Origin of the sequence: Cupriavidus numazuensis, from assembly GCF_905397435.1 — a bacterium.
In the GTDB taxonomy this organism is placed as follows: Bacteria; Pseudomonadota; Gammaproteobacteria; order Burkholderiales; family Burkholderiaceae; genus Cupriavidus; species Cupriavidus numazuensis.
This window is the reverse complement of record NZ_CAJPVI010000047.1, coordinates 38,384-61,403: the sequence shown is the minus strand read 5'-3', so window position 1 is coordinate 61,403 and position 23,020 is coordinate 38,384. Positions and strand designations below refer to the sequence as shown.

General features: G+C 66.4%; 25 protein-coding genes and 1 tRNA gene. 2 read left to right on the top strand and 24 right to left on the bottom strand.

All coding sequences use genetic code 11. The features are described from left to right. Positions 1 to 13 precede the first annotated feature (13 nt). The 6 genes from KHO41_RS30075 to KHO41_RS30050 all read right to left on the bottom strand — a co-directional run bounded on the left by KHO41_RS30075 (position 14) and on the right by KHO41_RS30050 (position 7,293). Complete coding sequence (locus KHO41_RS30075; RefSeq protein WP_244874100.1) at positions 14 to 907, bottom strand: heme/hemin ABC transporter substrate-binding protein; 894 nt, start codon at positions 905 to 907, stop codon at positions 14 to 16. Beyond that, positions 904 to 1,938 (bottom strand): hemin-degrading factor, encoded by a 1,035-nt coding sequence (locus KHO41_RS30070; RefSeq protein ID WP_211956890.1) that lies wholly within the window; start codon positions 1,936 to 1,938, stop codon positions 904 to 906. The genes KHO41_RS30075 and KHO41_RS30070 overlap by 4 nt, the downstream gene beginning before the upstream one ends. Before the next feature lie 96 nt (positions 1,939 to 2,034). After that, positions 2,035 to 3,336, bottom strand: a complete 1,302-nt coding sequence (locus tag KHO41_RS30065) for an HmuY family protein (RefSeq protein WP_211956889.1) — start codon at positions 3,334 to 3,336, stop codon at positions 2,035 to 2,037. 44 nt (positions 3,337 to 3,380) lie between these two features. Continuing rightward, on the bottom strand, positions 3,381 to 5,372 hold the full coding sequence (locus KHO41_RS30060; RefSeq protein ID WP_244874099.1) for a TonB-dependent receptor plug domain-containing protein: 1,992 nt from the start codon (positions 5,370 to 5,372) through the stop codon (positions 3,381 to 3,383). A gap of 542 nt (positions 5,373 to 5,914) precedes the next feature. After that, positions 5,915 to 6,844, bottom strand: a complete 930-nt coding sequence (locus KHO41_RS30055) for a cation diffusion facilitator family transporter (RefSeq protein WP_211956888.1) — start codon at positions 6,842 to 6,844, stop codon at positions 5,915 to 5,917. Positions 6,845 to 6,849: 5 nt separating this feature from the next. Further along, positions 6,850 to 7,293 carry a MarR family winged helix-turn-helix transcriptional regulator gene (locus tag KHO41_RS30050; protein WP_211956887.1) on the bottom strand — a complete coding sequence of 148 codons (444 nt, stop codon included), beginning with the start codon at positions 7,291 to 7,293 and terminating at the stop codon, positions 6,850 to 6,852. Positions 7,294 to 7,422: 129 nt separating this feature from the next. Here KHO41_RS30050 and KHO41_RS30045 point away from each other — a divergent pair, with 129 nt between their 5' ends. Next, complete coding sequence (locus KHO41_RS30045) at positions 7,423 to 8,958, top strand: DHA2 family efflux MFS transporter permease subunit (protein ID WP_211956886.1); 1,536 nt, start codon at positions 7,423 to 7,425, stop codon at positions 8,956 to 8,958. Between the two features lie 131 nt (positions 8,959 to 9,089). Then, positions 9,090 to 9,341 carry a hypothetical protein gene (locus KHO41_RS30040; protein ID WP_211956885.1) on the top strand — a complete coding sequence of 84 codons (252 nt, stop codon included), beginning with the start codon at positions 9,090 to 9,092 and terminating at the stop codon, positions 9,339 to 9,341. A gap of 72 nt (positions 9,342 to 9,413) precedes the next feature. On the opposite strand, the gene KHO41_RS30035 is transcribed toward KHO41_RS30040, so the two are convergent. The 18 genes from KHO41_RS30035 to KHO41_RS29950 form a co-directional block, all read right to left on the bottom strand. Beyond that, positions 9,414 to 9,489, bottom strand: a tRNA-Ala gene (locus tag KHO41_RS30035). Between the two features lie 74 nt (positions 9,490 to 9,563). Beyond that, positions 9,564 to 11,285: a thiosulfohydrolase SoxB gene (soxB, locus tag KHO41_RS30030; protein WP_211956884.1), complete on the bottom strand. Its 1,722-nt coding sequence runs from the start codon at positions 11,283 to 11,285 to the stop codon at positions 9,564 to 9,566. A gap of 123 nt (positions 11,286 to 11,408) precedes the next feature. After that, the gene (locus tag KHO41_RS30025; protein ID WP_211956883.1) at positions 11,409 to 11,906 is read right to left on the bottom strand and encodes a TlpA family protein disulfide reductase; all 498 of its coding nucleotides are present in this window, start codon (positions 11,904 to 11,906) and stop codon (positions 11,409 to 11,411) included. Between the two features lie 10 nt (positions 11,907 to 11,916). Further along, entirely contained in the window at positions 11,917 to 12,591 is a 675-nt protein-coding gene (soxX, locus tag KHO41_RS30020) for a sulfur oxidation c-type cytochrome SoxX (protein WP_211956882.1), read from the bottom strand. An 18-nt stretch (positions 12,592 to 12,609) separates the two neighbouring features. Then, the gene (gene soxA / locus KHO41_RS30015; protein WP_211956881.1) at positions 12,610 to 13,437 is read right to left on the bottom strand and encodes a sulfur oxidation c-type cytochrome SoxA; all 828 of its coding nucleotides are present in this window, start codon (positions 13,435 to 13,437) and stop codon (positions 12,610 to 12,612) included. A 76-nt stretch (positions 13,438 to 13,513) separates the two neighbouring features. Then, positions 13,514 to 13,972, bottom strand: a complete 459-nt coding sequence (locus KHO41_RS30010) for a DsrE family protein (RefSeq protein WP_211956880.1) — start codon at positions 13,970 to 13,972, stop codon at positions 13,514 to 13,516. Positions 13,973 to 14,039: 67 nt separating this feature from the next. Continuing rightward, positions 14,040 to 14,351 carry a thiosulfate oxidation carrier complex protein SoxZ gene (soxZ, locus tag KHO41_RS30005; RefSeq protein WP_211956879.1) on the bottom strand — a complete coding sequence of 104 codons (312 nt, stop codon included), beginning with the start codon at positions 14,349 to 14,351 and terminating at the stop codon, positions 14,040 to 14,042. Positions 14,352 to 14,397: 46 nt separating this feature from the next. Beyond that, positions 14,398 to 14,853, bottom strand: a complete 456-nt coding sequence (gene soxY, locus KHO41_RS30000; protein WP_211956878.1) for a thiosulfate oxidation carrier protein SoxY — start codon at positions 14,851 to 14,853, stop codon at positions 14,398 to 14,400. Positions 14,854 to 15,020: 167 nt separating this feature from the next. Beyond that, positions 15,021 to 15,347: a c-type cytochrome gene (locus KHO41_RS29995; protein WP_211956877.1), complete on the bottom strand. Its 327-nt coding sequence runs from the start codon at positions 15,345 to 15,347 to the stop codon at positions 15,021 to 15,023. Positions 15,348 to 15,464: 117 nt separating this feature from the next. Next, positions 15,465 to 16,499: a c-type cytochrome gene (locus KHO41_RS29990; protein WP_211956876.1), complete on the bottom strand. Its 1,035-nt coding sequence runs from the start codon at positions 16,497 to 16,499 to the stop codon at positions 15,465 to 15,467. Beyond that, on the bottom strand, positions 16,483 to 17,832 hold the full coding sequence (soxC, locus tag KHO41_RS29985; RefSeq protein WP_211956875.1) for a sulfite dehydrogenase: 1,350 nt from the start codon (positions 17,830 to 17,832) through the stop codon (positions 16,483 to 16,485). The genes KHO41_RS29990 and soxC overlap by 17 nt, the downstream gene beginning before the upstream one ends. Before the next feature lie 69 nt (positions 17,833 to 17,901). After that, complete coding sequence (locus KHO41_RS29980) at positions 17,902 to 18,318, bottom strand: ArsR/SmtB family transcription factor (protein ID WP_211956874.1); 417 nt, start codon at positions 18,316 to 18,318, stop codon at positions 17,902 to 17,904. 75 nt (positions 18,319 to 18,393) lie between these two features. Beyond that, positions 18,394 to 19,287: an EamA family transporter gene (locus tag KHO41_RS29975; RefSeq protein WP_211956873.1), complete on the bottom strand. Its 894-nt coding sequence runs from the start codon at positions 19,285 to 19,287 to the stop codon at positions 18,394 to 18,396. Between the two features lie 98 nt (positions 19,288 to 19,385). Beyond that, on the bottom strand, positions 19,386 to 20,645 hold the full coding sequence (locus KHO41_RS29970) for an NAD(P)/FAD-dependent oxidoreductase (protein WP_211956872.1): 1,260 nt from the start codon (positions 20,643 to 20,645) through the stop codon (positions 19,386 to 19,388). 9 nt (positions 20,646 to 20,654) lie between these two features. Beyond that, positions 20,655 to 20,981 carry a c-type cytochrome gene (locus KHO41_RS29965; RefSeq protein WP_211956871.1) on the bottom strand — a complete coding sequence of 109 codons (327 nt, stop codon included), beginning with the start codon at positions 20,979 to 20,981 and terminating at the stop codon, positions 20,655 to 20,657. A gap of 129 nt (positions 20,982 to 21,110) precedes the next feature. Next, the gene (locus KHO41_RS29960; RefSeq protein WP_376989838.1) at positions 21,111 to 21,884 is read right to left on the bottom strand and encodes a BON domain-containing protein; all 774 of its coding nucleotides are present in this window, start codon (positions 21,882 to 21,884) and stop codon (positions 21,111 to 21,113) included. A gap of 75 nt (positions 21,885 to 21,959) precedes the next feature. Further along, on the bottom strand, positions 21,960 to 22,547 hold the full coding sequence (locus KHO41_RS29955; RefSeq protein WP_011299392.1) for a phosphoheptose isomerase: 588 nt from the start codon (positions 22,545 to 22,547) through the stop codon (positions 21,960 to 21,962). 85 nt (positions 22,548 to 22,632) lie between these two features. Then, entirely contained in the window at positions 22,633 to 23,016 is a 384-nt protein-coding gene (locus tag KHO41_RS29950) for a YraN family protein (protein WP_211956869.1), read from the bottom strand. Between the last annotated feature and the right edge of the window lie 4 nt (positions 23,017 to 23,020).

Below are 23,020 nucleotides of genomic sequence, written 5' to 3'. Positions count from 1 at the left end.
GAAGATCGCCGGCTCAGCGCGCCGGCGATCCCTTGGCAGCGAGGCCGGCCGACAGCTGGCGCAGTGCCTCGGGCAGGCGCGGGCCGAAGCCGAGCAGAAGCAGGTCGTCCATCACCACCACGCGTCTGGCGCGCGCGGCAGGTGTCACGTGGAGGCCGGCCTGGGCCAGGAACGCATCCAGTCCGCCGCTCGCCTTGACCGACATCGTCGTCGTGACGATCACATCCGGCCGCAGCGCAGCCGCCGCTTCCGCCGAGAACGGCTTGTAGCCGGTCTGCGTGCCGAGCACGTTGTCGGCGCCGATGAGCCGGAGCATGGCGGCGGCCGCCGTGCCATCCCCGGCCGCGAGCATCTTGCCGGTATGGCTGCTCACGAGCAGCACGCGCTGGCCACGCCCCGAAGGATGGACGTCGCGCAGTTCGGCGTGGATGCGGTTCACCAGCGCTTCGCCGCGCGCGGTCAGGTCGAGCGCGGCGGCGACACCGCGAATGCGCTTGTCGAGCGCATCGAGTGTCGGGTCCGACGGCACCACCACGATCTTCGCGCCCAGTTTTCCGACCTGCTCCAACGCCTGCGGCGGACCGCTCTGGTCCGACGCAAGCACCAGGTCCGGCTTCAGGCTGGCGACGCCTTCCACCGAAAACGTGCGGTAGTAGCCGACGCGCGGCAGCTTGAGCGCCTCGGCCGGGTAGATGCTCGAGGTGTCGGCACCGACCATGCGTGGACCTGCGTCGAGCGCATAGACGATCTCCGTAACCGGCCCGCCGAGGCCCACGACGCGCGCGGGCGCCGCGGCGCTGGCCACGCCGGCGCCGGCCAGCGCAATGACCGGAAGGCAACCCAGTAACGCCTTCAGCGCATGCCGCCTGCCCGCACGCTTCATCGTTCGTCCTCCCGATGTGCTCATGCTGCGAGCGGCTGCGCGCACAGCGATTGCAGCAAGTCGCGCCATGCCGGCAGTTCCGGCTTGCCAGGCTTGCGTTCGCCGAAGAACTGGACGATCAGCTCGCCGTCCGCGCCATAGAGTTCGAGCGAGGTCACCCAGCCATCGCTGGTCGGCTTGTTGACGACCCACGACGACACCACGGCGTCCGTGTTCAGGTGCAGGTTGAAGGTTTCGTCGAGCACGTTGTACCAGGGGCCGGTGCGTACCAGCTTGCTGACTGGGCCGGTGTGGATCTGCACGATGCCGGGATTCGCCACGAAGCACATGATCGGCAGCGCGGTTTCCGCGGCGCGCGTGAGCATGGCTTCGACGGTCTCGTTGCCCACCTGCTGCGCCAGGTCCTGCCCGACCGCGCGCAGCGCGCCAAGGCGCGACACCTTGAACTGGCGCAGCATGCCGAAGAAGTCATGCGTGTCGGTCAGCCCGCGCCAATGCGTGCGCAGGGCGGCGGCATCGTCGGGGCTGTCCGCCTCGGCCGCCTTCGCCAGCGGCTCGGCGACGACCGGCGTGCGAGTAGACGTGGCGAACTTCGCGACGAATGCATCCCATGCAGCGACGTCGGTCTGCTCGGTGCGGTACACCTTGTGCACAGCCTCGCCACGCTTGTCGAAAAACTGGATGCTCTGGCGACCGTTCTCGGTCACGGCGTAAAAATACTTCCAGCTCATGAAGAACATGCGCAGGTCGATGTCCGGCCCGAGCACGATTCCGACTGGGCCCTCGGCCTGGATGTCGAGATAGGCGCCATGGCGCTCATGCACGGCGTAGTCGTTGCGCGATAGCGCCATCACGCGGCCGAGCGTGCCGAGCTCGCGGAACAACGCTTGCGCGGGACCAACCAGCTCCTGCGAGGTGACGCCGCAGCCCGCGGCGACCAGCGCGGCCTCGGGCACGCCGAGGCGCAGCGCGCGCTCGCGGATGCGCAGCTTGGGAGACTCGTCCACCAGTTGCTGGTGACGGGCGCGCAGGGTGTCGATGCTGTCGTGTTCCATGTCGATAGGTCTTGCGTCTTGCGGATAAACGATCGGGAAAGGGCTGCAGGAAGGGCGCGCGGGGATGCCCCGCGCGTGCCTTGCTGAAGTCCTGCGTCAGGGCTGGACGTCGAACTCGATCGTCCAGGTCTGCTGGCTGGAGGCGTTGTTCGGGTCTGCGTAGGCGATCTGCGTCACGTGGAAGCGGGCATAGGTATTGCCCTCGCCGCCACGCAGCAGGCTCGCACTGTCAACGTTGGCCTTGATCAGGTGCGCGACCGAGGGCAGCCCGGCGGCCGCTGCAGCCGTGGTGGTCGGGTAGTACGTGTACCAGCCGTAGTTCAGCGGGTTCGGATAGGTGCCGGTCGATTTCGGACCCAGCGGCGACGACGTGCCGTCCTTGACCCACGCGCTGACGGTGGCGGGCACGTCCAGCGTGGAGGTCAGGTCGGCCGCCGTGGCGACCAGGTTCGACGAATCCGTGAACTTGGACGCAACCGGCTTCTTGTCCGCGTCGTAGAAGCCGGCCGGCGTCTTGCCCACATAGCCCGCGACCTTGCCGCTGCCCGACTCTCCGCCGTTGAGTTTGAAGTTGTACCGGTTGAATGCAATGTGCCAGGTGCCCGAAGCCGTGCTCACGGCGCCGGCCTGAAGGTCGTAGTAGACCCAATCGGCTGAAGCGTTGACGGTGGCCGTACGGACCGTCTGGCTCACGTCGCTGCGGTCCACCCAGCGGAACGACGGGTTGCCCGACGTGGTGCCGCCGGCGCCGCCGTAGTAGCCGGTCACCTGCAGCGCGTACACGGGCGAGGATGCAGAGCCGACCGGATCGAGCTTGGTGCTGTCGGTCGTGATCACGAACGTCCGGAAGTTCGGGTACAGCAGGTGGTCGTTCGCCCCGCCCACGCCGTACTCGAACGCGGCCGAGGCGATGTCGTTGGTGCCGGAGAAGACGCCGCTCGCGGAATCCTTGAAGAACAAGGTGCTCGGAATTGCGCCGCTCTTCGGATCGGTCGTGGCGTTCTGCCACGTCTGCAACTCGGCCCACGTGTGGTCGAACGGGCCGCCGAACGCGCCACCGCCACCGCTGCCGCTGGTGCCGCTGTTGGTCCACAGCGATCCCGTCATGCCGCTGCTCTTGACCTTCAGATCCCACGCATTGCCCGAGCAGTTCGCGACTTCGGCCTTGGCGTTGAAGTCGTAGCAGACGGTGCTGCCACTGGCCGGCAACGCGAACGTCCACTTGGCCGATTGCGTGAAGGCGCTGGTCGTACCAGTGTTGCCGCTATTGCCGTTGTTTCCGGAATTGCCGGAGTTGCCCGAGTTGCTGCTGCCTGTGTCGTCGCCGCCGCCACCGCAGGCAGCAAGAGCCAGCGCCATCATGATGGCGCCAAGCGTGGATGCCGAGATTCGAGTCATGTCTGGTTCCTCCCCTTTGATTTCCCTGTGATTTCCCCGTTGAATCAGAAGACGCCGTCGGTGTTGAACCGCGCGCCGAGATAGATGAAGCGCCCCGCCACCGGCCCGAAGTCGCTCGCGTTCGAGAAGTCGCGCTGCCGGTCGAACAGGTTGTTGACGCCGACAAAGGCCGTCACGCCGCGGCCGATCTTCTGGTTCAGCACCAGATCGAGCGTGGTCCAGGACGGCGAGCGCGCGCCCGTGGTGGAATCGACCAGTTCGCTGCTCTGGTAGCGGCCCCGCACGGAGAAGTCCGTGCCGGAGAACACGCGCCAGTCGAGCCCGAGGCGTGCCATGCTGCGCGGGCGGCGGGTCAGTTCGGTGCCGGTATCGAGGTCTTCGGTATCGGTGTAGGTGTAGGCGGCGTTCAGGCCGAGGCGGCTGGTGGCTTGCCAGCGCACCGTCGTTTCGATGCCCTGCGTGCGGGCGCGTGCCACGTTGCGGTAGGTGTAGAGCGCCACACCGTTGACCACGGTGAAGTTGCTCATGTCGGTCTGGATCAGGTCGGAGACGCGGTTGTAGAAGACGTTGGCGTCCACCGTCACGCGGTCGCGCCAGCTCAGCGAGCCGCCGAGCTGGAAGCTGTTCGAGGACTCGGGCTTCAGGTTCGGGTTGCCGATCACCATGTAGCCAAGCGAGCTGTGGTCGAACAGGAAGTGGCGCTCCTTCAGGTTCGGCACGCGATAGCCCTGGCCGAAGTTGGCGCGCGCCACGCCTTTCCAGTCTTCGCTGCCGATCAGGTTCGCGCGCACACCCACCTTGGGCGCAAAGTGGCTGCCGAAGTCAGAGTCGTTCTGGCCGCGCACGCCAGCAACGATCTCCCAGGTATCGCTGAGGATGATGTCGTCCTGCACGTACAGTTCGGTGGCGGTGCGCGAAGCATTGCCGAGCAGTTCCGAGATGCCGTTGGCGGTCTGGTTGAGCGTTTCGTGATGGAAATCGCCGCCGACCTGCCAGAGCTGCGACTTCCACGCCGGCAAGTCGAGCTGCAGCGAGACGTGGTCGGTACGCATCGAGGCATTGCGCGTGGCGGTCTGGAAGCCGTTGGAATATTCCTTCGTGTTGCTGTCGTAGCCCTCCGTCACGCCGGCAAGGCGCGCGGTCAGGCCGTTGTCGAAGCGCCATCTGCCGCCACCGGTAAAGCGGTCGCGCGAGATGTCCTCGGTCTTGCGCTGCGGCACGTAGACCGGCGGCGCGTAGTAGCGGTAGCGCTGCTCGTCGGTCTCGCGGTAGGCGCTGGCGTCGACCCAGAAGCTGCCGGCGGGCGTTGGCAGCCACTCGACACGGCCGGCGTACTGCTCGCGCCGCACGGCGTCGCCGTGGCGCGTCCAGCCGTCGGGATCCACGGCGAACCCCTTGTTGTCGATCGCGTCGGCAGTCACGCGTGCGCGCCATTTCTCGCCGCCGCCTTCGACGCGGACATTGCCGTGCAGGACGCCGGGGTTGCCGTCCGCGTTCTGCGAGCCGTAGCTGCCGGCATCTGCGGAGACCGCGCCTGCAAATCCGCGCGCAATAGGCCGTGTGATGACGTTGATCACGCCGCCCATGGCCGAACTACCGTACTGGGCCGAACTGGCACCCTTCACCACTTCCACCCGGTCGACCTCGCCCAGCAGGTACTGCGAGACGTCTACTGTCGAACCCGTGCTGGCACTGATGGGCAGACCGTCGACCAGCACCAGGACCTGGTCGCTGGTCATGCCCTGCAGGGTCACTTCGTATCCGGACTTGCCGTGAATCTCGCGCAACTGCAGGCCCGGCACGTTTTCAAGCGCATCCTTGAGCGTACGGGCGTGGGTGCGGTCGATTTCCTTGCGGTCCACCACCTCGGTGCGCACCGGCGTTTCGTCCAGCGTCTTTTCCGAACGCGTGCCTGTAACCACTACCGTCGGCAGCGAATCCGCTTCTTGCGCAACGGCTACGCTCGGAAACAGCCATGGGCACAGCAGTGCGCTGGCGAGAACCGGTAGGGATCGACGTCGATGATCGGCACGCACGATGGAATTTCACTCCGCAGATGAATCTGTAAATGATAATGGTTAACATTCTCATTTACAAGAAGTTGCGAAGCAGATACTTTGTGACAACACAAAGCTCGTGCGGTTAACGGGGTACAGGGAAGGAAAAGGCGGAAGCCAGGCGGCCCAGGCAACGCGTAGCGATCGATGGAATCAGCGGCTCACGACAAGGCAGCGAGAGGTATACGTCGTGGCACAACGGGCGGGATAGACATCCCGCGTTCGGCAGGAACCATCTGATGTCTTTTCTTAAAACTGTTTACGTATACATAAATAGTAGTAGTAGGTAAACGTGGCCTTCGGCCGTGGATAACAGTCTTTTTCCCTTCAGGATCAACAGGTTGCAAGAAAGACAACCCGTGTGCGGGATGGCGGTTGCACCTGAATATCCGGGAGCGGACGTATACGTCGACGAAACAAGGTAAACGTTGTACGTATACGCCCCACAGCGCGCCCCCAGCCGGACCACAGCCTTTCCATGCAGTTATCCCCAGCACAGGGCGGAGATATCCACAGGCTCCTCAGCTGCGGGCTTCGGATGCAGGGACGTATACGGGGTCGACGTGTGTCATCACGCTTAGCACGTGGTGGCGGTCCACCGTGCGTTGATGTGCTTCCGCTGCGATCGCGTGGCCTTCCGCCACGGTCAGGTTGGCGTTGATCTCGAGATGCACGTCGACCAGCACCTGGTCGCCCATCTTGCGCGTGCGCAGGTCGTGCACGCCGAGCACGCCCGGGGTTTCGAGCATGGTCTGCCGGATCGCGGCGACGGTTTCGGTATCGGCGGCGCGGTCCATGAGGTCGTTGAGCGCATCCCAGCCGAACTTCCAGCCCATGCGCGAGACCATCAGGCCGACCACGATTGCGGCGACCGGGTCCAGTACGTGGTAGCCAAGCAGGTTGCCGCCGATGCCGAGGGCCACGACCAGCGAAGATGCGGCGTCCGAGCGCGCGTGCCAGGCATTGGCGACCAGCATGCCGGAGCGCACGCGTTTGGCGACGGCCAGCATATAGCGGAACAGCAATTCCTTGGACAGCAGCGCGACCACGGCGACCCAGAGCGCGATCGGCTTGACCGCCCCCGCGCCCTGCGGATGCTGGATCTTGCCGACCGCCGCCCACAACATGCCGACACCCACCGCGAGCAGCAGGCAACCGAGCACCAGCGAGGCGGCGGTTTCATAGCGGCGGTGACCATACTGGTGGTCGGCATCCGGTCCCTTGCGTCCGTGGTGGCCGGCCAGCAGCACCACGAAGTCGGACATCAGGTCGGACAGCGAATGCAGCGCATCCGCGAGCAGCGCCTGCGAGCCCGCCCACAGGCCGGCCGCGGCCTGGGCCGCGCTCAGGCCGATATTGACGCCGACGCTGACCAGCGTGCTGCGCCGGCCGGCCAGGTAATCGGCGTGCGCGTCGGCGCCCGGGCCCGAAGGAATGTCCTGGATGGGCATGGGAGTCATCGCTCGACCGCGTCGACCAGGTTGGCGCGCACGCGTTGCAGCAGCGCAATCAGTTGCTCGTGCTCCTGCGGGGTGAAGCCGCGCAGGGCTTCCGCAGCGATCTCGTCGCCGACGAGCCGCGCCTGCCCTAGCGCCTTGCGTGCCTTCGCCGTCATCTGCACCAGCCGTTCGCGGCGGTCGTCGGGATTCGGGCGGCGCACGATCCACCCGCCCTCTTCCATGCGGTCGAGCAGTCGGCCGGCCGAGATCGGTGCCACATCGAGGATGTCGGCCAGGCTGGCCTGGTTGATTTCGCCATGGTGGCCGAGGTAGGCGAGCGCGCGGCACTGCGCGCGCGTGAGGTCCAGCTTGGACTTCGCCAGGTCGTCGAACCGCTTGCCGCACAAGCGGCCCACGTCGGTCACCAGGAAGCCAAGGCGTTTTTCGGATTCCGATTCCATCGCGCGACTATAGCCGAAGAACCGTGACAGTGAAGGGTTCGGCACACCGGGCCAACGCGACCCGCCACCGCGCTCCCACCCGGTCATATAATAAGCACGCTTATCAATAAAACAGCCCCCGCGCGCTTCATGTCCTCCCTAGCCCAGCCGGCCGGCGCCGACACGCCGCTGAACCGGCCCATGATCACCGTCTCGATCATGCTGGCAACGCTGATCCAGACGCTGGACAGCACCATTGCCAACGTCGCGTTGCCGCACATGCAGGGCACGCTCTCTGCATCGCAGGACGAGATCACGTGGGTGCTGACGTCCTACATCGTCGCCGCAGCCATCGCCACGCCACTGACCGGCTGGTTGTCCGACCGGCTCGGCGTGAAGCGGCTGTTGCTGATCGCCATCGGTGGCTTCACGGTGGCATCGGCGTTCTGCGGGCTGGCCGAGACGCTGCCGCAAATGGTCGCCGCGCGCCTGCTGCAAGGCATCTTCGGCGCATCGCTGGTGCCGCTATCGCAGTCGATCCTGCTCGACATCAACCCGCCATCGCGCCAGGGGCAGGCCATGGCGGTGTGGGGCATGGGCGTGATGGTCGGCCCGATCCTCGGGCCGACGCTGGGTGGCTGGCTGACCGACAGCTACAACTGGCGCTGGGTGTTCTTCATCAACGTGCCGATCGGCGCGTTTGCCATGTTCGGCGTCATGTCGTTCCTGCCCGCCCGGGAGCCGCGCAGGGAGATCAAGTTCGACGCATTCGGCTTTGCCACGCTGAGCCTGGCCATCGGCGCGCTCCAGGCCATGCTCGACCGCGGCGAACAGCTCGACTGGTTCAGTTCGCTGGAAATCCGCATCGAAGCGCTGCTCGCAGTGATCAGCTTTGCCTATTTCATCGTGCACACGGCGACGGCAGGCTCGAAGTCGTTCTTCCGGTTCGAACTGCTGAAGGACCGCAACTTCGCCACGGGCACGTGTTTCATCTTCGTCATCGGGGCGGTCATGTACGCCACGCGTGCACTGCTGCCGCCGATGCTGCAAGGGCTGATGCAGTATCCCGTGGCGACCACTGGTCTTGTCACCGCGCCGAGCGGCGCCGGCACCATGGTGGCAATGCTGCTGGCCGGCCGTTTGCTGCGCCGCATCGATGCGCGGCTGCTGCTCCTGTCGGGCTTCCTGATCTCGGCGTTCGCGCTGTGGCAGATGATGCACTACACCATCGTGCTGTCGATGTCCGATATCGTCTGGCCCGGCGTGATCCAGGGCTTCGGGCTGGGACTCGTGTTTGTGCCACTGAGCGCGCTGACGTTCTCCACGCTGCGGCCGGATCTGCGTGCCGACGGCACTGCCACCTACAGCCTGGTGCGCAATATCGGCAGCAGCATCGGCATCTCCGTCATCCAGGCGCTGATGACACGCAACACGCAAATCGCGCACGCCGACCTGGCCGCGCATGTCAGCGTCTACAACCCGAACCTGCAGTCGATGGTCGCAAACGGCTCGCGCACCGACCTGGTAGCGCTGAACCATGCCATCACCCAGCAGGCGTCGATGATCGCCTACCTCAACGACTTCAAGGCGATGTTCATCGCCACGCTGCTGGTGGTACCGCTGATCCTGCTCGTGCGCCCGGTCAGACAAGCGCCGACAGACCTGGCCCACGCAGCAATGGACTGACGATGGCCTGACATGCGGCCGTTGTATGCGCGAGACGACACAGGTGTATGGAGACGTAACAGCACTGGCGAACTTCCTGTGACGTACTACGGTACAAATTGGGCGTCGCCAATGACGTCCGAGGAGTCCGCATGGCTATTCGGTCGCTTGCTTCGCACAGCACATCCCAGTTACGCCGCCTGATCGGCCAGATGCAGGCGGAGGTCGACACGCTCGAACAGCTATCCGCGCCAGACCCCGATGCACAAAGCCGGCTTGGCTATGCCACGGCGCGGTTGCGGGATGGGATCGAGGCGGTGGAAGATGCGTTGCAGTCGTTGAGAGCGCTGCAACAGGTACGGCCTTCGGCGATGAAGGCCAGGCGGGGGCAGAAGGTGGCGTGAGGCGGGCCTTGGCGCCGAAACGGGAACGGGAAAACGAAAAGGGCTCGGAACGAATTCCGAGCCCTTTGTATTTGGTGGACCGAAGGAGGATCGAACTCCCGACCTCTGCATTGCGAACGCAGCGCTCTCCCAGCTGAGCTATCGGCCCGTCGCGAACGATTGTAGCCTACTTCCTTCGAGCGCTTCAATCCGTACCCGCCGGGGTGAGGATCGCGCGCAACATCAGGCCGCCATGCCTGGATTTCGCTCCATGCCGACCACGCGCGGCTGGTTCAGCGGCCGGGCGCTGACCTCCTTGTTGGCGCGCAGCCATTGGGCCATGACGTCCCAGATTGGCGCACCGCCGGCTTGTTTCGCTTCCTCGGCCACAGGCGCCCAGCCGGCTACCTTGTAGGTTTTGGCGGCATCCAAAGGCTGGCCGTTCAGGCGCATGTCGCGGATGCGTTTGCCCATGCCGGCGTTGGGGTCGATGGTGTACTGCAGCCCGCCCACGCGCACCATGTCGCCGCCCTGCTGATAGTACGGGTCCGGGTTGAACAGGTTGTCGGCCACGTCTTCGAGGATGGTCTTGATGGTGTCGCCGCTCATGTCCGTCACAGTGGTGTACGGGTACGTGATGGCGGTCTGGTCCATCAGGTGTTCCATGGTGATGGCCTGGCCCGGCAGCAGCGAGGTGCCCCAGCGGAAGCCCGGCGAGAACGCGATCTGTGCGCCCTGCACTTCCATCAGGCCATCGAGGATCAGCTGGTCGAAGGTGCCGTTGAAGTTGCCGCGCCGGTACAGCAGGCCACGGTTCACTGCCAGAACCTCGCCGAGCTTCTGTTCGTACGGCGCGCGGACCTTCGTGATCAGCGCGTCCATTGCGGGATCGGCCGGCAGGTAGTTGGCGAACACCGGCAGCAGGCGGTAGCGGAAGTCCGTCACCTTGCCGTTCTTGACGTCAAAGTCCAGCACGCCGAGGAACTTGCCGTTGGAGCCGGCATTGGTGACCAGCGTGGTGCCGCCGGCGTTCTTCACCGGTACCGGCGCCGGCATGCCGTCATGGGTGTGGCCGCCGAGGATCGCGTCGAGGCCGCGCACGCGCGAGGCGAGCTTCAGGTCGACGTCCATGCCGTTGTGCGACAGCAGCACGACCACCTGCGCGCCCTTGGTGCGCGCATCATCGATGACTTGCTGCAGGTTTTCTTCCTGGATGCCGAAGGTCCAGTCCGGCACGAAGTAGCGCGGATTGGCGATCGGCGTGTACGGGAAGGCCTGGCCGATGATGGCGACCGCGACGCCGTTGATGTCGCGCATCACGTATGGGTCGAAGACCGGGTCGCCGAAGTCGTTGGTCTTGATGTTCTGGGCGAGGAACGAGACCTTGTCCTTGAAGTCCTTCTCGACGATTTCCTTGACGCGGTCGGCACCGAGCGTCATTTCCCAGTGCGGCGTCATGACGTTGACGCCGAGCGCGAGCGCCGCGTCGACCATGTCCTGGCCCTTGGTCCACAACGCGGTGGCGGAGCCTTGCCAGGTGTCTCCGCCGTCGAGCAGCAGCGCGCCGGGGCGGCTGGCCTTCATGCGCTTGACCAGCGTAGCCAGGTGGGCAAACCCGCCGACCTTGCCATAGCGCTGCGCGGCTTCAGTGAAGTCGAGGTACGTGAACGCGTGGGCTTGCGGCGTGCCGGGGCGAATACCGTAGTGGCGCAGCAGCGCGTCGCCGACGAGATGCGGTGGCTTGCCGGCATAGGCGCCGATGCCAAGGTTGACGTTCGGTTCGCGGAAATACACCGGCCGCAGCTGCGCGTGGCAGTCGGTAAAGTGCAGCAGGTGGACATTGCCGAAGCGCGGCAGGTCGTACATGGCCTCGGCGGATTTCGCCGCCTGGGCCGCGCTGGCGGGGAAGCTCATGCCGCTGGCGCCGGCGATGGCCAGCACCTGCAGGAACTCGCGTCGGTTCATGTCGTCTCTTCCTGTGGAATCGGCGTGCTGGTGCGCGCGCTGCAAGGCATGCAAGGCGCTTCCGGCATCGGTTTCATGTTTGGCCGTGCGCCGATATGCGTCAGCGCCTGGCAAGGCACTGATTCAGGGCTTTGCGTAGCGGTCGAGCGCTGCGACCTCGTCTTCCAGCATCTCGCCCACTTCCTTCTGCACCACGCGGCCGCGCGCGTCGATCACGTACAGCTCGGGCAGGCCCTTGCGCGGGCTGAACACGCTGCGCAGCGCGGGCGAGTCCATGGTGGCCGGGAAGGTGTAGCCGCGCTTGCGCAGGTATTCGGTGGCTTCGCGCGGATCCTTGTCGATGCTGATAGTCAGCACCTGCAGCGGCGTGCCGCGCGTGCGCTCGTAGAGCTTCTGCAGCCGCGGGTTCTGCAAGGCGCAGAACGGGCACCACGACGCCCACACCTCGACGATCAGCGGCTTGCCGGCGAGCGATGCGGCGCTCACGGTGCGGCCGTCAAGCGTCTGCACATCGGGCAGCCGCACCGTGTCGCCCACCTCCAGCGCGCCGGCGCCGCTCGCCCCGGCCATCAGGCCGAAAGCCAGCAGCCACGCGATGAAGGATGCGCGTACGTGCAGCATGCCCGTGCCCTTACTGGTTGACCGGCGAAGCCGGGTCCAGCAGCAGTGCCATCACGTCGCGGATCTGCGCTTCCGTCAGGATGCCCTTGTGGCCGAAGCGCGGCATGTTGGAGCACGCAGCATAGGCGCTGGAGTCCCAGATCTTGCCCCACGTGTACTTGACCACGTCATCGGAATTGCCGCGCAGCTTGCCGTACTGGTACAGCGACGGGCCGATATTGCCGAACGAGATCTCGGCCTTGGTCATCTGGTGGCACGCGTAGCAGTTGCCGCCGTTGGTGCCGCCCACCTGGTCGGAGAACTGCATGCCGCGGCCGTTCTGCGCGATCTTCTCGCCTTCCTTCCAGTCGCCGAGCCACTTGCCGTCAGCGGGATATTTCACCTGCTTGAGCTCGCCCGCTTCGATCTTCTTGGCCGTGGTCGCCGGCACCTTGCTGCGGTCCGGGTACTGGCTGCAGGCCTGCTGCATGGCGTCCTGGTTGAGCACGCCTTCGACGGTGGCCGGGCCCTTCGACGAGAACGAGCCCTCGATCAGGTGCTTCATGTCGGCGCTGCTCACGGCGGCGGGCTTGCCCTTTGCCGCCGGCTTGGCCTTGGCATTGTCCTGCGCGACGGCGCCAGTGCTGGCGGCCAGCGCCAGCACAGCCGCGAGCCACACGCCGTATTGCTTGGTGAATCGTTGCATGTTCGTCTCCCGTGCTCGTCAGCGCTTCATGGCGGGGCCATCGTAGGTGCCGCCGTTCGCGTTCCTGGCCAGGAACATGGTGAGGGCGGTGATCACGTCCGAACCGTAGGCGGGCTCGGGAAAGCGCTGCTGGCGCAGGCAGTCGTACAGGCGATGCTGCATGGTGCGTACCTCGCCCTGCGAGACGCGGTAGGCGGGCCACGTGGTGTAGGCCGCCTGCGCGCCCTTCTCGGTCAGCAGGTTCGGCAGGTCTTGCAGGCGGATGCGCTGGCCGTCCACGGCATGGCACGTGGCGCAGGCGAAGTCATAGGCGCCGCCGCGGTAGAAGAACATCTTCTGGCCGAGCGCATAGGTGCGCTGCTCTTCCGGGTGGCTGAGCTGGACGTTCATCTTCACGCCGCGCGATTCGGCCGTCAGGTACGAGGCCAGGCGCTCGATGTCCGACGGCTTGCCCGAGGACGAGAACGGGTTGGCCATCGCCTCTTCCTTGGTCAGGCCTTGCAGCGTCACGCGGCAGTAGGCCAGGCGCTGTTCCAGGTCCATGACCTTGCCGGCGTCCTTGAAGTAGCGCGGCAGTTCAGCGTAGGCGCCCTTGGTCACGCCCGGGCCCTTGCCCAGGTCGCACTGTTCGAGCGAGGCGTTCTTCGGGCCGGCGGGCTTTTTCCACAGCTCTTCGCCGGCGGCTTCCCACAGCTCGGCAGGATTGCCTTCGGCCAGCATCTGGCGGTACTTGGCGATTTCGTCGGCGGTGCTGCCCTGCGCGTGCACGGCGGCCGCCAGGGTCAGCGCGGTGGCGCCGGCCGCGGCCAGCGCGGCGCCCGTGGCCAGGCGTCGGATCTTGGTCATTGGGGGCTTCTCCTCCCGGCCGCTCGCGCGCCGGGTTGTTCTTCTGTCTCCGGGCCTTCCCTTGCCCGGGCCGTCCTCAAGGCTTGATGTAGGCGTAGCCTTCGTCAAACTGCAGGCGGGCAATCTCCACCACGCCGGCCGGTACGATCTTCGTTTCCATCAGCAGGCTCGATTCGGAAATCTTGCGAGCCGTCAGCGTATTGCGGCACACGCGGAACTCGACGCCGGCCGAAGCCAGCGCGCCCACGGGGCCTTCAAAGGTGTTGCCGCGCGAATCCTTGGCGCCTTCCACCAGGAAATCCACGCCGTAGCCGAACGCGACCACGACGATCTTCGTATCGGGCGCGCCGTTCAGGTGGTTGCGCAGATTGCCCATTGCGCGCACCGCCTGGTCGATGCCTTCCGAAAGCTGGTACACCACCTTGACGCGCTTGCCCTTGCCTGCGGACGCGGCTGGCGCAGCTTGCGCCGATGCCTTTGCCGCCAGTCCGATGGCGGCCAGCGCCGCCGATGCCCGAATAAATGCTCGCCGCATGATTGTTTCCGAGGTCAGTTTCCGACCAGAACCATAGCAGACGACGGCCGGCCGCGCCGGGCGGGCATCAGGCGATGGTTGCTTCGTCGGTGCGCTTGTCGCCGCGGTTGTCGATCCAGGTCACTGTGACCTTGTCGCCCTTGGCGCCGCCCTTGAACTTGAAGTTCAGGAACGGGTCCTTCGACACCGCCGGCCCGAACTGGGCGCGGAACACTTCCTTGCCCTTGCACTGGGCGCTCACGGTCTGGATATGCCACGCCGGAACGGTCTTGCCGGCGCTGTCCTTGCGCTGGCCGGTTTCCATGTCGTGCTTCATCAGAATCTTGACGTCGACTACGCCGCCGTTTTCGGTGGCGCGTACGCGCATCGGGTCTGCCATGGTTCTCTCCTGTTGCAGATGATCGTGGATTGGCGGGGCGCGGGGCTCAGCCGCCGCAGCCGCCCAAGGTGACCTTGATTTCCTTGGATGCCACGTACCACTTGCCGCCGGCCTTGACCGCGGCGTACACCACGGAGGTCTGGCCCATCTTCACGCGCGTGGAGACGAATGGTTCGGTGCCCGCCGGGATCACGAAATCCGCGGCCAGCGTGTTGGGGTTCTTTTCGACCAGGATCGCGATCTGCTCGGTATCCGGGATCGTGCTGGTCACCGCCACCGGCACCACGGCGCCGTTCTCGGCGATGTCCGGGGCGTTGAAGGTGATGGCGCTGCTCTTTTCCGTGCCACTGCCGCCGAGGGCCTTGATGACATCGGCTACGCTCTTTCCGTCAAAAGCGGTCTTGTTCCACTCGGCTGCCTGCGCTTCGGTGATCAGACCCGTTGCGGCCATCAGCGACAGGACAGCGGTGACCCGCAGTACTTCTCGTCGTTTCGAATTCATTGTGCTTTGCTCTCCGGCTACTCCGTTCCCAGTCGTGGTTGACCGCTTGGGGCGGTGCTTGCTGCATGCGGCCGGTGCATTGCCGGCCGCTGTGCTCTGTATCCAGGCCCGCGCGACGGATGCCGGCCAGCCTGTTGCATCGGTTTGTCTGCCCTTGCGGGCCTTGCTTACTTGGCCGGCGCGCCAGCCAGCACCCACTCGACCACGGTCTTCGCGTCAGCGTCGCTCAGACCGGCGTTCGCGGGCATCGGCACCGGGCCCCAGACGCCCGAACCACCGGCCTTGACCTTCTTGGTCAGGGTCGCAAGGGCGTTCTTGTCGCCCTTGTACTTGGCGGCCACGTCCTTGTAGGCCGGGCCAACCAGCTTCTTGTCGACCTGGTGGCAACCCATGCAGGCGTTCTTGTTGGCGATCTCCTGTGCCTTGGCGGCATCGACCGCGTGGGCCGATGCGGCGGCGCCCAGCATCAGCGCTGCGATGACAAACTGCTTCATTATTAAGCTCCAAGCTTTGTAAAGCCGTGGGGACGGCAAAGGCCACGCCACAACCGGACTGCGTTGCGGCACAACACACTCTGGCCGCCGCCTGGGGGCACTCCAGCGGCCAGCCCGCTATTTTGCCTCAAGAATCCACCCCACCATGGCACGGATGTCCGAATCGGGGATCTGGGGCTGCGGCGGCATCGGCACGTTGCCCCATGCGCCCTGCCCGCCGGCCTTGACCTTGCGCTCCAGCGCGGCGTGCGCGTCACCCTGGCCGCGGTATTTGCTGGCGATATCCGAAAATGACGGGCCGACCACTTTCCGGTCGAGTGCATGGCAGGCCATGCACTGGTACTGGCCGGTGAGCTTGGCGCCGGGCGCTACCGGCGCCGAAGCCACTGTCGCCGGGGTCGTCACTGCTGCGACGCCGCGCGTTGGCCCAAACCCGCGTTGTTGCTGGGACAGGTCGCCATGCGCATCGCGCGCGTACGCCGGCATCGCCGAGACGACCTTCACTGTCGCTTCGCAGTCCTTCATGCAGGCCGTGTTGCGCGTGTCGGGCCGGCCACGGCCGGGCCACATGCCATGGTCCGTAGTCATGCCGTTGCGGTTCGGCATCTTGCGCTGGACTTCGGCGATGTTGGCGTCCGAGAGCGTGAAATCGGCCGGGACGATCTCGCCGAGGTTCAGCAGATACGCCGTGACGGCATAGACATCGTCGGCGCTCAGGCTGCGCGGCGCATTCCATGGCATCGCGCGGTGGATGTAGTCCCAGAGCGTGCTGACCGTGCTGACCTTCATCAGCGTCGTGCGGTATGGCTGGTTGCCGGTCATCGCCGCGACACGGCCGGTGCGGATGTCGTCGGCCGTCGTGCCGCCGACGATCGGCGAGAACACCTCGTTCGATTCGCCGAAGTCGCCATGGCAGGATGCGCACTTGCCGTCCCAGATCTTCTGGCCCTGCGACACCGTGCCGCTGCCCTTGGGCAAGCCCTGGAAGTCAGGGCGTACGTCGATGTCCCAGGCGGCGACCTCGGCCGCCGTGGCGGTGCGGCCCAGCGCCGCGCGTGCGGCGGCGGTGTCGCTAGTCCCCGCCCAGGCCGCCGTGACCAGGCATCCGGCGGCGAGCATCAGCACGCGTGCGGTGTCAGCCCACGTGGACATTGGACACCTCCCCGCCCTGCGCCACCTGCCAGCTCTGGATGGCGTTGTTGTGATAGATCGAGCGCGTGCCGCGTACCGCGCGCAGCTGCGCCATCTTCGGCTGCACGTAGCCGGTTTCGTCGATCGCGCGGCTTTGCAGGATGGCCGGGCCGCCGTCCCAGACCCAGTCGAGGTTGAAGCGCGTCAGGCACTTGGACAGCACCGGCGTTTCCAGCCGCGCGGTGCGCCAGTTGCGGCCACCGTCGGTCGAGACATCGACGCGGCGTATCCGTCCGCGCCCGGACCACGCGAGTCCGCTGATGTTGTAGAAGCCCTTGCCGACCATCTGCTGCCCGCCGGATGGCGACGTGATGACGGACTTGCACTCCTGGATCGACGTGTACTGACGCAGCTTGCCGTCCGGCATCATGTCGACGTAATGGATGGTCTCGTCCTTGGCGTTCCACGGCTGGTCGCCCAGTTCCAGCCGGCGCAGCCATTTGACCCACGACACACCCTGGACGCCCGGCACCACCAGCCGCAGCGGGTAGCCGTTCTCGGGACGCAGCATCTCGCCATTCATGCCCCAGGCGACGATGATCTCGTCGGCCAGCTCCATCGGGATCGTGCGCGTCATGCCCGAGCCGTCGCCGCCTTCGGCAAGCAGGTATTTGCCTCGGCGCAGGTCCGCGCCGGCATCGTCGAGCAGCACCTTGAGCGGCACACCCGTGAATTCGCAGCAGGACAGCATGCCGTGGGTGTACTGGACGGTCGGCACCGCCACATTGCCCCACTCCATGCCGGTATTGGCGCCGCATTCGATGAAATGCATGCGCGACACCGAAGGCAGCCGCATCAGGTCGTCCATCGTATAAACGCGCGGCGCCTTGACCAACCCGTTGATCATCAGGCGGTGGCGGGCCGGATCGATGTCCTGCCAGCCCTGGTGGTGCCGCTCGAAATGCAGGCCGTTGGGCGTGATGATGCCGAACAGCCCTTGCAGCGGCGCGAACGCGACCGAGGCGGCCGATACGCGCGTCAGCCCCGGCGACTCGCGCCGCGCCAGGTTTTTCTCATGAACGGAGGGCTGGCCATACGGCCGTGCCGCCACCGGCTGGCCCAGCGACGTGGCCCACGGCTGCGGCTCGAGGATGGCGGGGTCGCCCTCGGCAGCCAGCGCGCGCCGGCCCAGCGTTGCCGCGGCCACGCCGGCCGCCGCGCCAAGGAAGCTCTTGCGCAGGAAGTCGCGCCGCGGGCTGTCGAGGCCGTGCCGGGCGATGTCCTGCTGCAGCGATGTGCTGACGAAGTGCTCGGGCGCGGACACGATGCGCCCGCGCGGAATGCGTTCCTGCAATGCCGTCTCCTCCGGCACGTCCGCGGTGGCGGCGCGCCTGTTCTGATGCGGTTTGCAGGAAGAGCGAGACTACTGCGCGGCCTTGCGCCGGCGGGCGGGGGACGGTGCAGGCTGCGTCATGAAGCGGTCGACCGCGCCGGAGGCCAAGGCATTGTCCTCCAGCCGGCTGGCCACCTGCACGCAGACCATGCGGCACAGCTCCACCACGCTTTCGTCCGCAATGGCGTAGAACACAAGGTTCGCCTCCTTGCGGCGCGACAGCACGCCCGAGCGGTACATCGCGTTGAGATGCCGCGACACGTTGGTCTGGGACGAACCCACCGTCTCCACCACCGTGTTCACCGGCTTCTCGCCATCGCACAGGGCGTGCAGGATCTTCAGCCGCGTTGGCTCCGCCAGCAGGCTGAAATACCCCGACACCTTCTCGAACACGCGATCCAGCTCTTCCATGCCGTCCAATATATTCGTATATGCGTGATTGCGCATATAGTGTTTACCCATTGATGCAGAACAGCATGATTGTGCCGCCAGTCGCACGGCGGCACCAGAACTCGCGGTCGATCAACGGCGCGCGAAGCGCCGGCTTACCCACAGGCGGCCGCCGAAGACATTGAGCAGCAGGCCGGCCATGACCACCGCCGCGCCGAGCCACTGGGGCATCGACAGGTCTTCGCCAAGCAGCCCATGCGCGGCCAGCAGCCCCACTACCGGCACCAGCAGCGTGAGCGGCGCGACCTGGCTGGCCGGGTAGCGCGTCAGCAGCCGGCCCCACATGGTGTAGCCGAACACCGTCGCGGCGAACGCCAGGTACAGCACCGCGAACACGCCCAATCCGGAGATGTGGGTCAGGCTGGCGGCAATGCGCGCCGGGCCTTCGAACCACAGCGACAGCAGCGCGAACGGCACGATCGGGATCAGCGCCGCCCACACCACGAGACCCAGCAGGTCGACGGGGCCGATCTTCTTGCTGACGATATTGCCGGTCGCCCAGCTCGCCGCGCCGCACAGCGTCAGCAGGAAGCCGGCGACGCTCATGCCGCCCGTACCCGTTGCAGCGCCCGAGCCGATCAGGACGAGGCCGCCTGCGGCCACTACCATGCCGGCCACGTTATGCCAGCGCAGCGGCTCACCGAGCCACAGTGCGGCAATGCCGACCGTGAAGAACACCTGCGACTGCAGCACCAGCGAGGCGAGCCCGGCCGGCATGCCGACGGCCATCGCATAGAACAGGAACGCGAACTGCCCGAGGCTGATGGTCGCTCCGTAGGCCAGCAGCATGCGCAGGGGTACGCGAGGGCGCGGCACGAAGAAGATCGCCGGGAACACGACCAGGCAGAAACGCAAGGCACCCAGCAGCATCGGCGGGACGCCGGCCAAGCCGACCTTGATGACGACAAAGTTGACGCCCCAGACGCAGACGATGGCCAGGGCTAGGAGACGGTCTTTGGGTTGCATGGCGGACGGGCGTGCAGCGCGGGGCGGATTCGGAAAGCCCCAGCGTAGCAGCGCCCCGGCCCGGGGCATTGCACGTTCTTGCGGTTTTTGCCGAATGGCTAGCCCAGCATGTCGGCCCAAATGCTCTTCGCCCAGGCCAGGGCCAGGTCGCCCTCGGGCGTGTTCGGCGCGGCCGACAATCCGCCCGATCCAGGCACCGTGATCATCGTCTTCTGCGCCGCATCGTAGCGATGCACGCTTGCCACATGCACGGCTTCGCGGTCGGACGTGAAGCTGTAGCAGGTGTTGTTGTAGAGCGGCTCCGCATCGGGCGTCCCGCCCGACAGCAGCGCGACGATGGCTGCGGCCGTCACCTTGCCGTGCTGATTCGCCATATGCCCCGACTTGGGCATCAGCGGAGCGATCTGGATGGCGTCGCCGAGCACATGGATTTTGGGCACGGTGAGCGATTCGAAGGTGAGGAAATCGACCTCGCACCAACGGCCATTGGCAGTCGCCAGCCCCGCCGATACGGCAATGGCACCCGCACGCTGCGGCGGCAGCACGTTAAGCACGTCGGCGCGCTCATCGTCCTGCACGTCGAACTTGAGCGTGCGTGTCGCCGGATCGACGTCAACCGCGTTGTACTGCGGCCGGTACTCGACCATGCCCTTGTATTGCGTCGCCCACACCTGGCGGAACAGCGCTGCCTTGGAGGTGATGTCCGGATTCGCATCGAGGATCAGCACCTTGCTGCGGGGCTTGTGCCGGCTGAAATAGTGCGCGACCTGGCACGCGCGCTCGTACGGGCCCGGCGGGCAGCGGTAAGGCGCAAGCGGGATGCTGATGACAAAGGTCCCGCCGTCGCGCATCGCTTCGAGCTGGCGGCGCAGTGCGAGCGTCTGCGGACCGGCCTTCCATGCGTGCAGGATCTGATCGCCGCCGGGTTGCTGCAGCCCCGGCAGCGCGTCGCTCATCATGTCGACGCCGGGCGAGAGCACCAGGCGGTCATAGGGCAGCGTCGCGTCGCCGGCGAGGCGCACGGTGCGTTTGCCGGGATCGATGGCGACGGCGCTGTCGCGCACGAGTTTCACGCCATGGCGGCGCACCAGCGCGTCGTATGGCACGGTGATGTCTTCCATGCGCCGGCTGCCGCCGATCACCAGATTGGACAGCGGGCACGACACGAAGGCTGCGTTCGGCTCCACCAGCGTGACGTCGATGGCGTTACCGCTCCACTCCCGCAGGTAGCGCGCCGCCGTGGCACCGCCGTAGCCGCCGCCGACCACTACAACCTTTGCCGGCGCTGCCGCGCGCGCGCCGAGCGTACCCAGTGCAGCGGCGCCGGCGGCCGCCTTCAGAAAGTTGCGTCGTTGCATGGCGCGCTCCTACCTGACGGCGGCGAACCACGCCGCGATGGCCGTGATCTGCTCGTCGCTGTAGCCCTTGGCGATCTGGTGCATGACGGTGGCCGGACGCGTCCCGGCCTTGAACGCCTGCATCTGGGTAACGAGTTCGGACTGGGGACGTCCGGCCAGCGCCGGAATTGGACTACCCGCAGGCGGGCGGCCCTGCGGGCCATGGCAACTGGTGCAGGCAGCGGCGTGGTTGCGGGCGCGCAGTGCCGAGGGGTCTGTATCGGCCGCGGAAGCGGCGCCGCACGCAATCGGCAAGGCCAGCGCGGCCAGTGCCGCCGGCATGGGGATCCTTGTCATGGTCTCGCTCCGGGGTCCGCCCGGCGGGCGGCGCGTGGCAACCGTATCACATCGCGCGGGGGCGGGTGGAGCGAAATACGCATGACGTCAGGCAGCCAGTCGCTGCCCGACGCAGAGGCCAGGTCCTGCTCAGGGCAGGCTGCGGCCCGGCGGCAGCGCCACCGGCGAGGTCACCGGCGCAGTCACCGGGGTCGCGACAGCGCCATTGGCAGCCGACGAGTTGGCCGGCGCATTGACCGGACCACCCACGCCCGGCACCGATTGCACCGGTGCCGGTGTGCCGACGGTCCCGTCCGGCTGCGGATTCTGCGAGGTAGAGGCCTGGTCCAGGCGCGCGCGTTCGGCTTCGCTCACGTAATCGAAAGCCTTGACCACCTTGGTGACGCCGCTCGTATTGCGGGCGACTTCCGTGGCGCGGTCGCCCTCGGTCGTGGTGACGATGCCCAGCAGGTAGACCACGCCCTTGTCGGTGGTGATCTTGATGGAGTTCGACGGCACGCCCTCGGCGGTCATGAGCTGGGTCTTGACTGCGCTGGTCAGGTAGGTGTCCTGGGTCTGCGTCATGAACGACGGCGAAGACGTGATTTCCAGTTCGTTGACGACCACGCGCGCATTCGGCAGGCCGCGCACGTACTGGTCGACCTGCTGCTTCACGTTGTCGTTCGCGGCTTCGCCGGTCAGCAGGACCTTGCGGTTGAACACGGTGACGCTCACGCGCGCCTGGCCGTTGTAGCGCGAGCTAAGGGTGCTGTCGGCCTCCATCTGCAGCCCGCGGTCCACGGTCTGCGTGGCGGTCGGGCGACGGTCGGTGGCCACCGCGACGCCGCTGGCCACGGCGCCGGCCATCACCGGGAAGCAGCCGGCGAGCTGGGTGGTGCCAACCGCGAGCACGGCGGCTGTCATTGCAATGCGGGTCAGGCGGGAGGCCTGGAAAGGCAGATTCTTCATGCTGTCCTTGCTGTAGCTGGGGTAAGTGGATCAGGCTTCGCCGAGCAATGCCTCGTCGATGCCATCGCACAGGCAATGCAGGGTGAGCAGGTGAACTTCCTGGACACGCGCCGTCCGCTCGTTCGGCACGCACAGGTGGATATCGAATTCATCGAGCATGGCGCCGATCTGGCCGCCGCCCTTGCCCGTCAGCGCGACCACGCTCATGTCGCGCTGGCGCGCAGCCTCGATCGCGGCGATCACGTTGCCGGAGTTGCCCGACGTGGAAAGCGCCAGCAGGATGTCGCCGGGCTGGCCCAGCGCCTCGACCTGCTTGGAGAACACCACGCTGAAGTCATAGTCATTGCCGATGGCGGTCAGGATCGAGCTGTCCGTGGTCAGCGCGATCGCCGCCAGGCCCGGCCGCTCGCGTTCGAAGCGGCCGACCAGTTCGGCGGCGAAGTGCTGGGCGTCGGCGGCCGAACCGCCGTTGCCGCACACCAGAATCTTGTTGCCACTGGTCAGCGCGCCGACCATGCGCTCCACCGCGGCGTCGATATACGGCGCCATCACGGCCGCGGCCTGCCGCTTGGCTTCCGCGCTGTCCAGGAATTGCTGCTGAATGCTTTCGATGCTCATCGCTCGAGGGGGCCTAGTTATTACTGTGGCGGCACGGGCCGCGCGTTACCGCGCATTATGAACCAGCGCGGCCGCCGAACCGCACTCAGCCGATCTCGCCGGCCGTGTCGAGATCGAACGCATGCTGCAGCCATTCCAGCCGGCCCGGCGCCAGCGCTACCACGTCGAACCGGCACGGTGGCTGCTGCGCCAGCGTAGACAGGTAGTGCAGCGCCGCCAGTACCACGCGTCGCTGCTTGGCCGGCGTCACGCTGGCCGCGGCGCCGCCAAACGCGCTCGCGCTGCGCTGGCGCACCTCTATAAATACCAGCGTGCCGTCCGGCGCGCGCATGACCAGGTCGATCTCGCCGCCTTTGCAGCGATAATTGCGCACCACGGGCTGCAGGCCGTGCCGCTGCAGGTGAGCGAGCGCGCGGTCCTCAGCCAGCGCGCCGCGTGCCTGCGTCGTGCTTTTGAATGATGGAATCAACGGA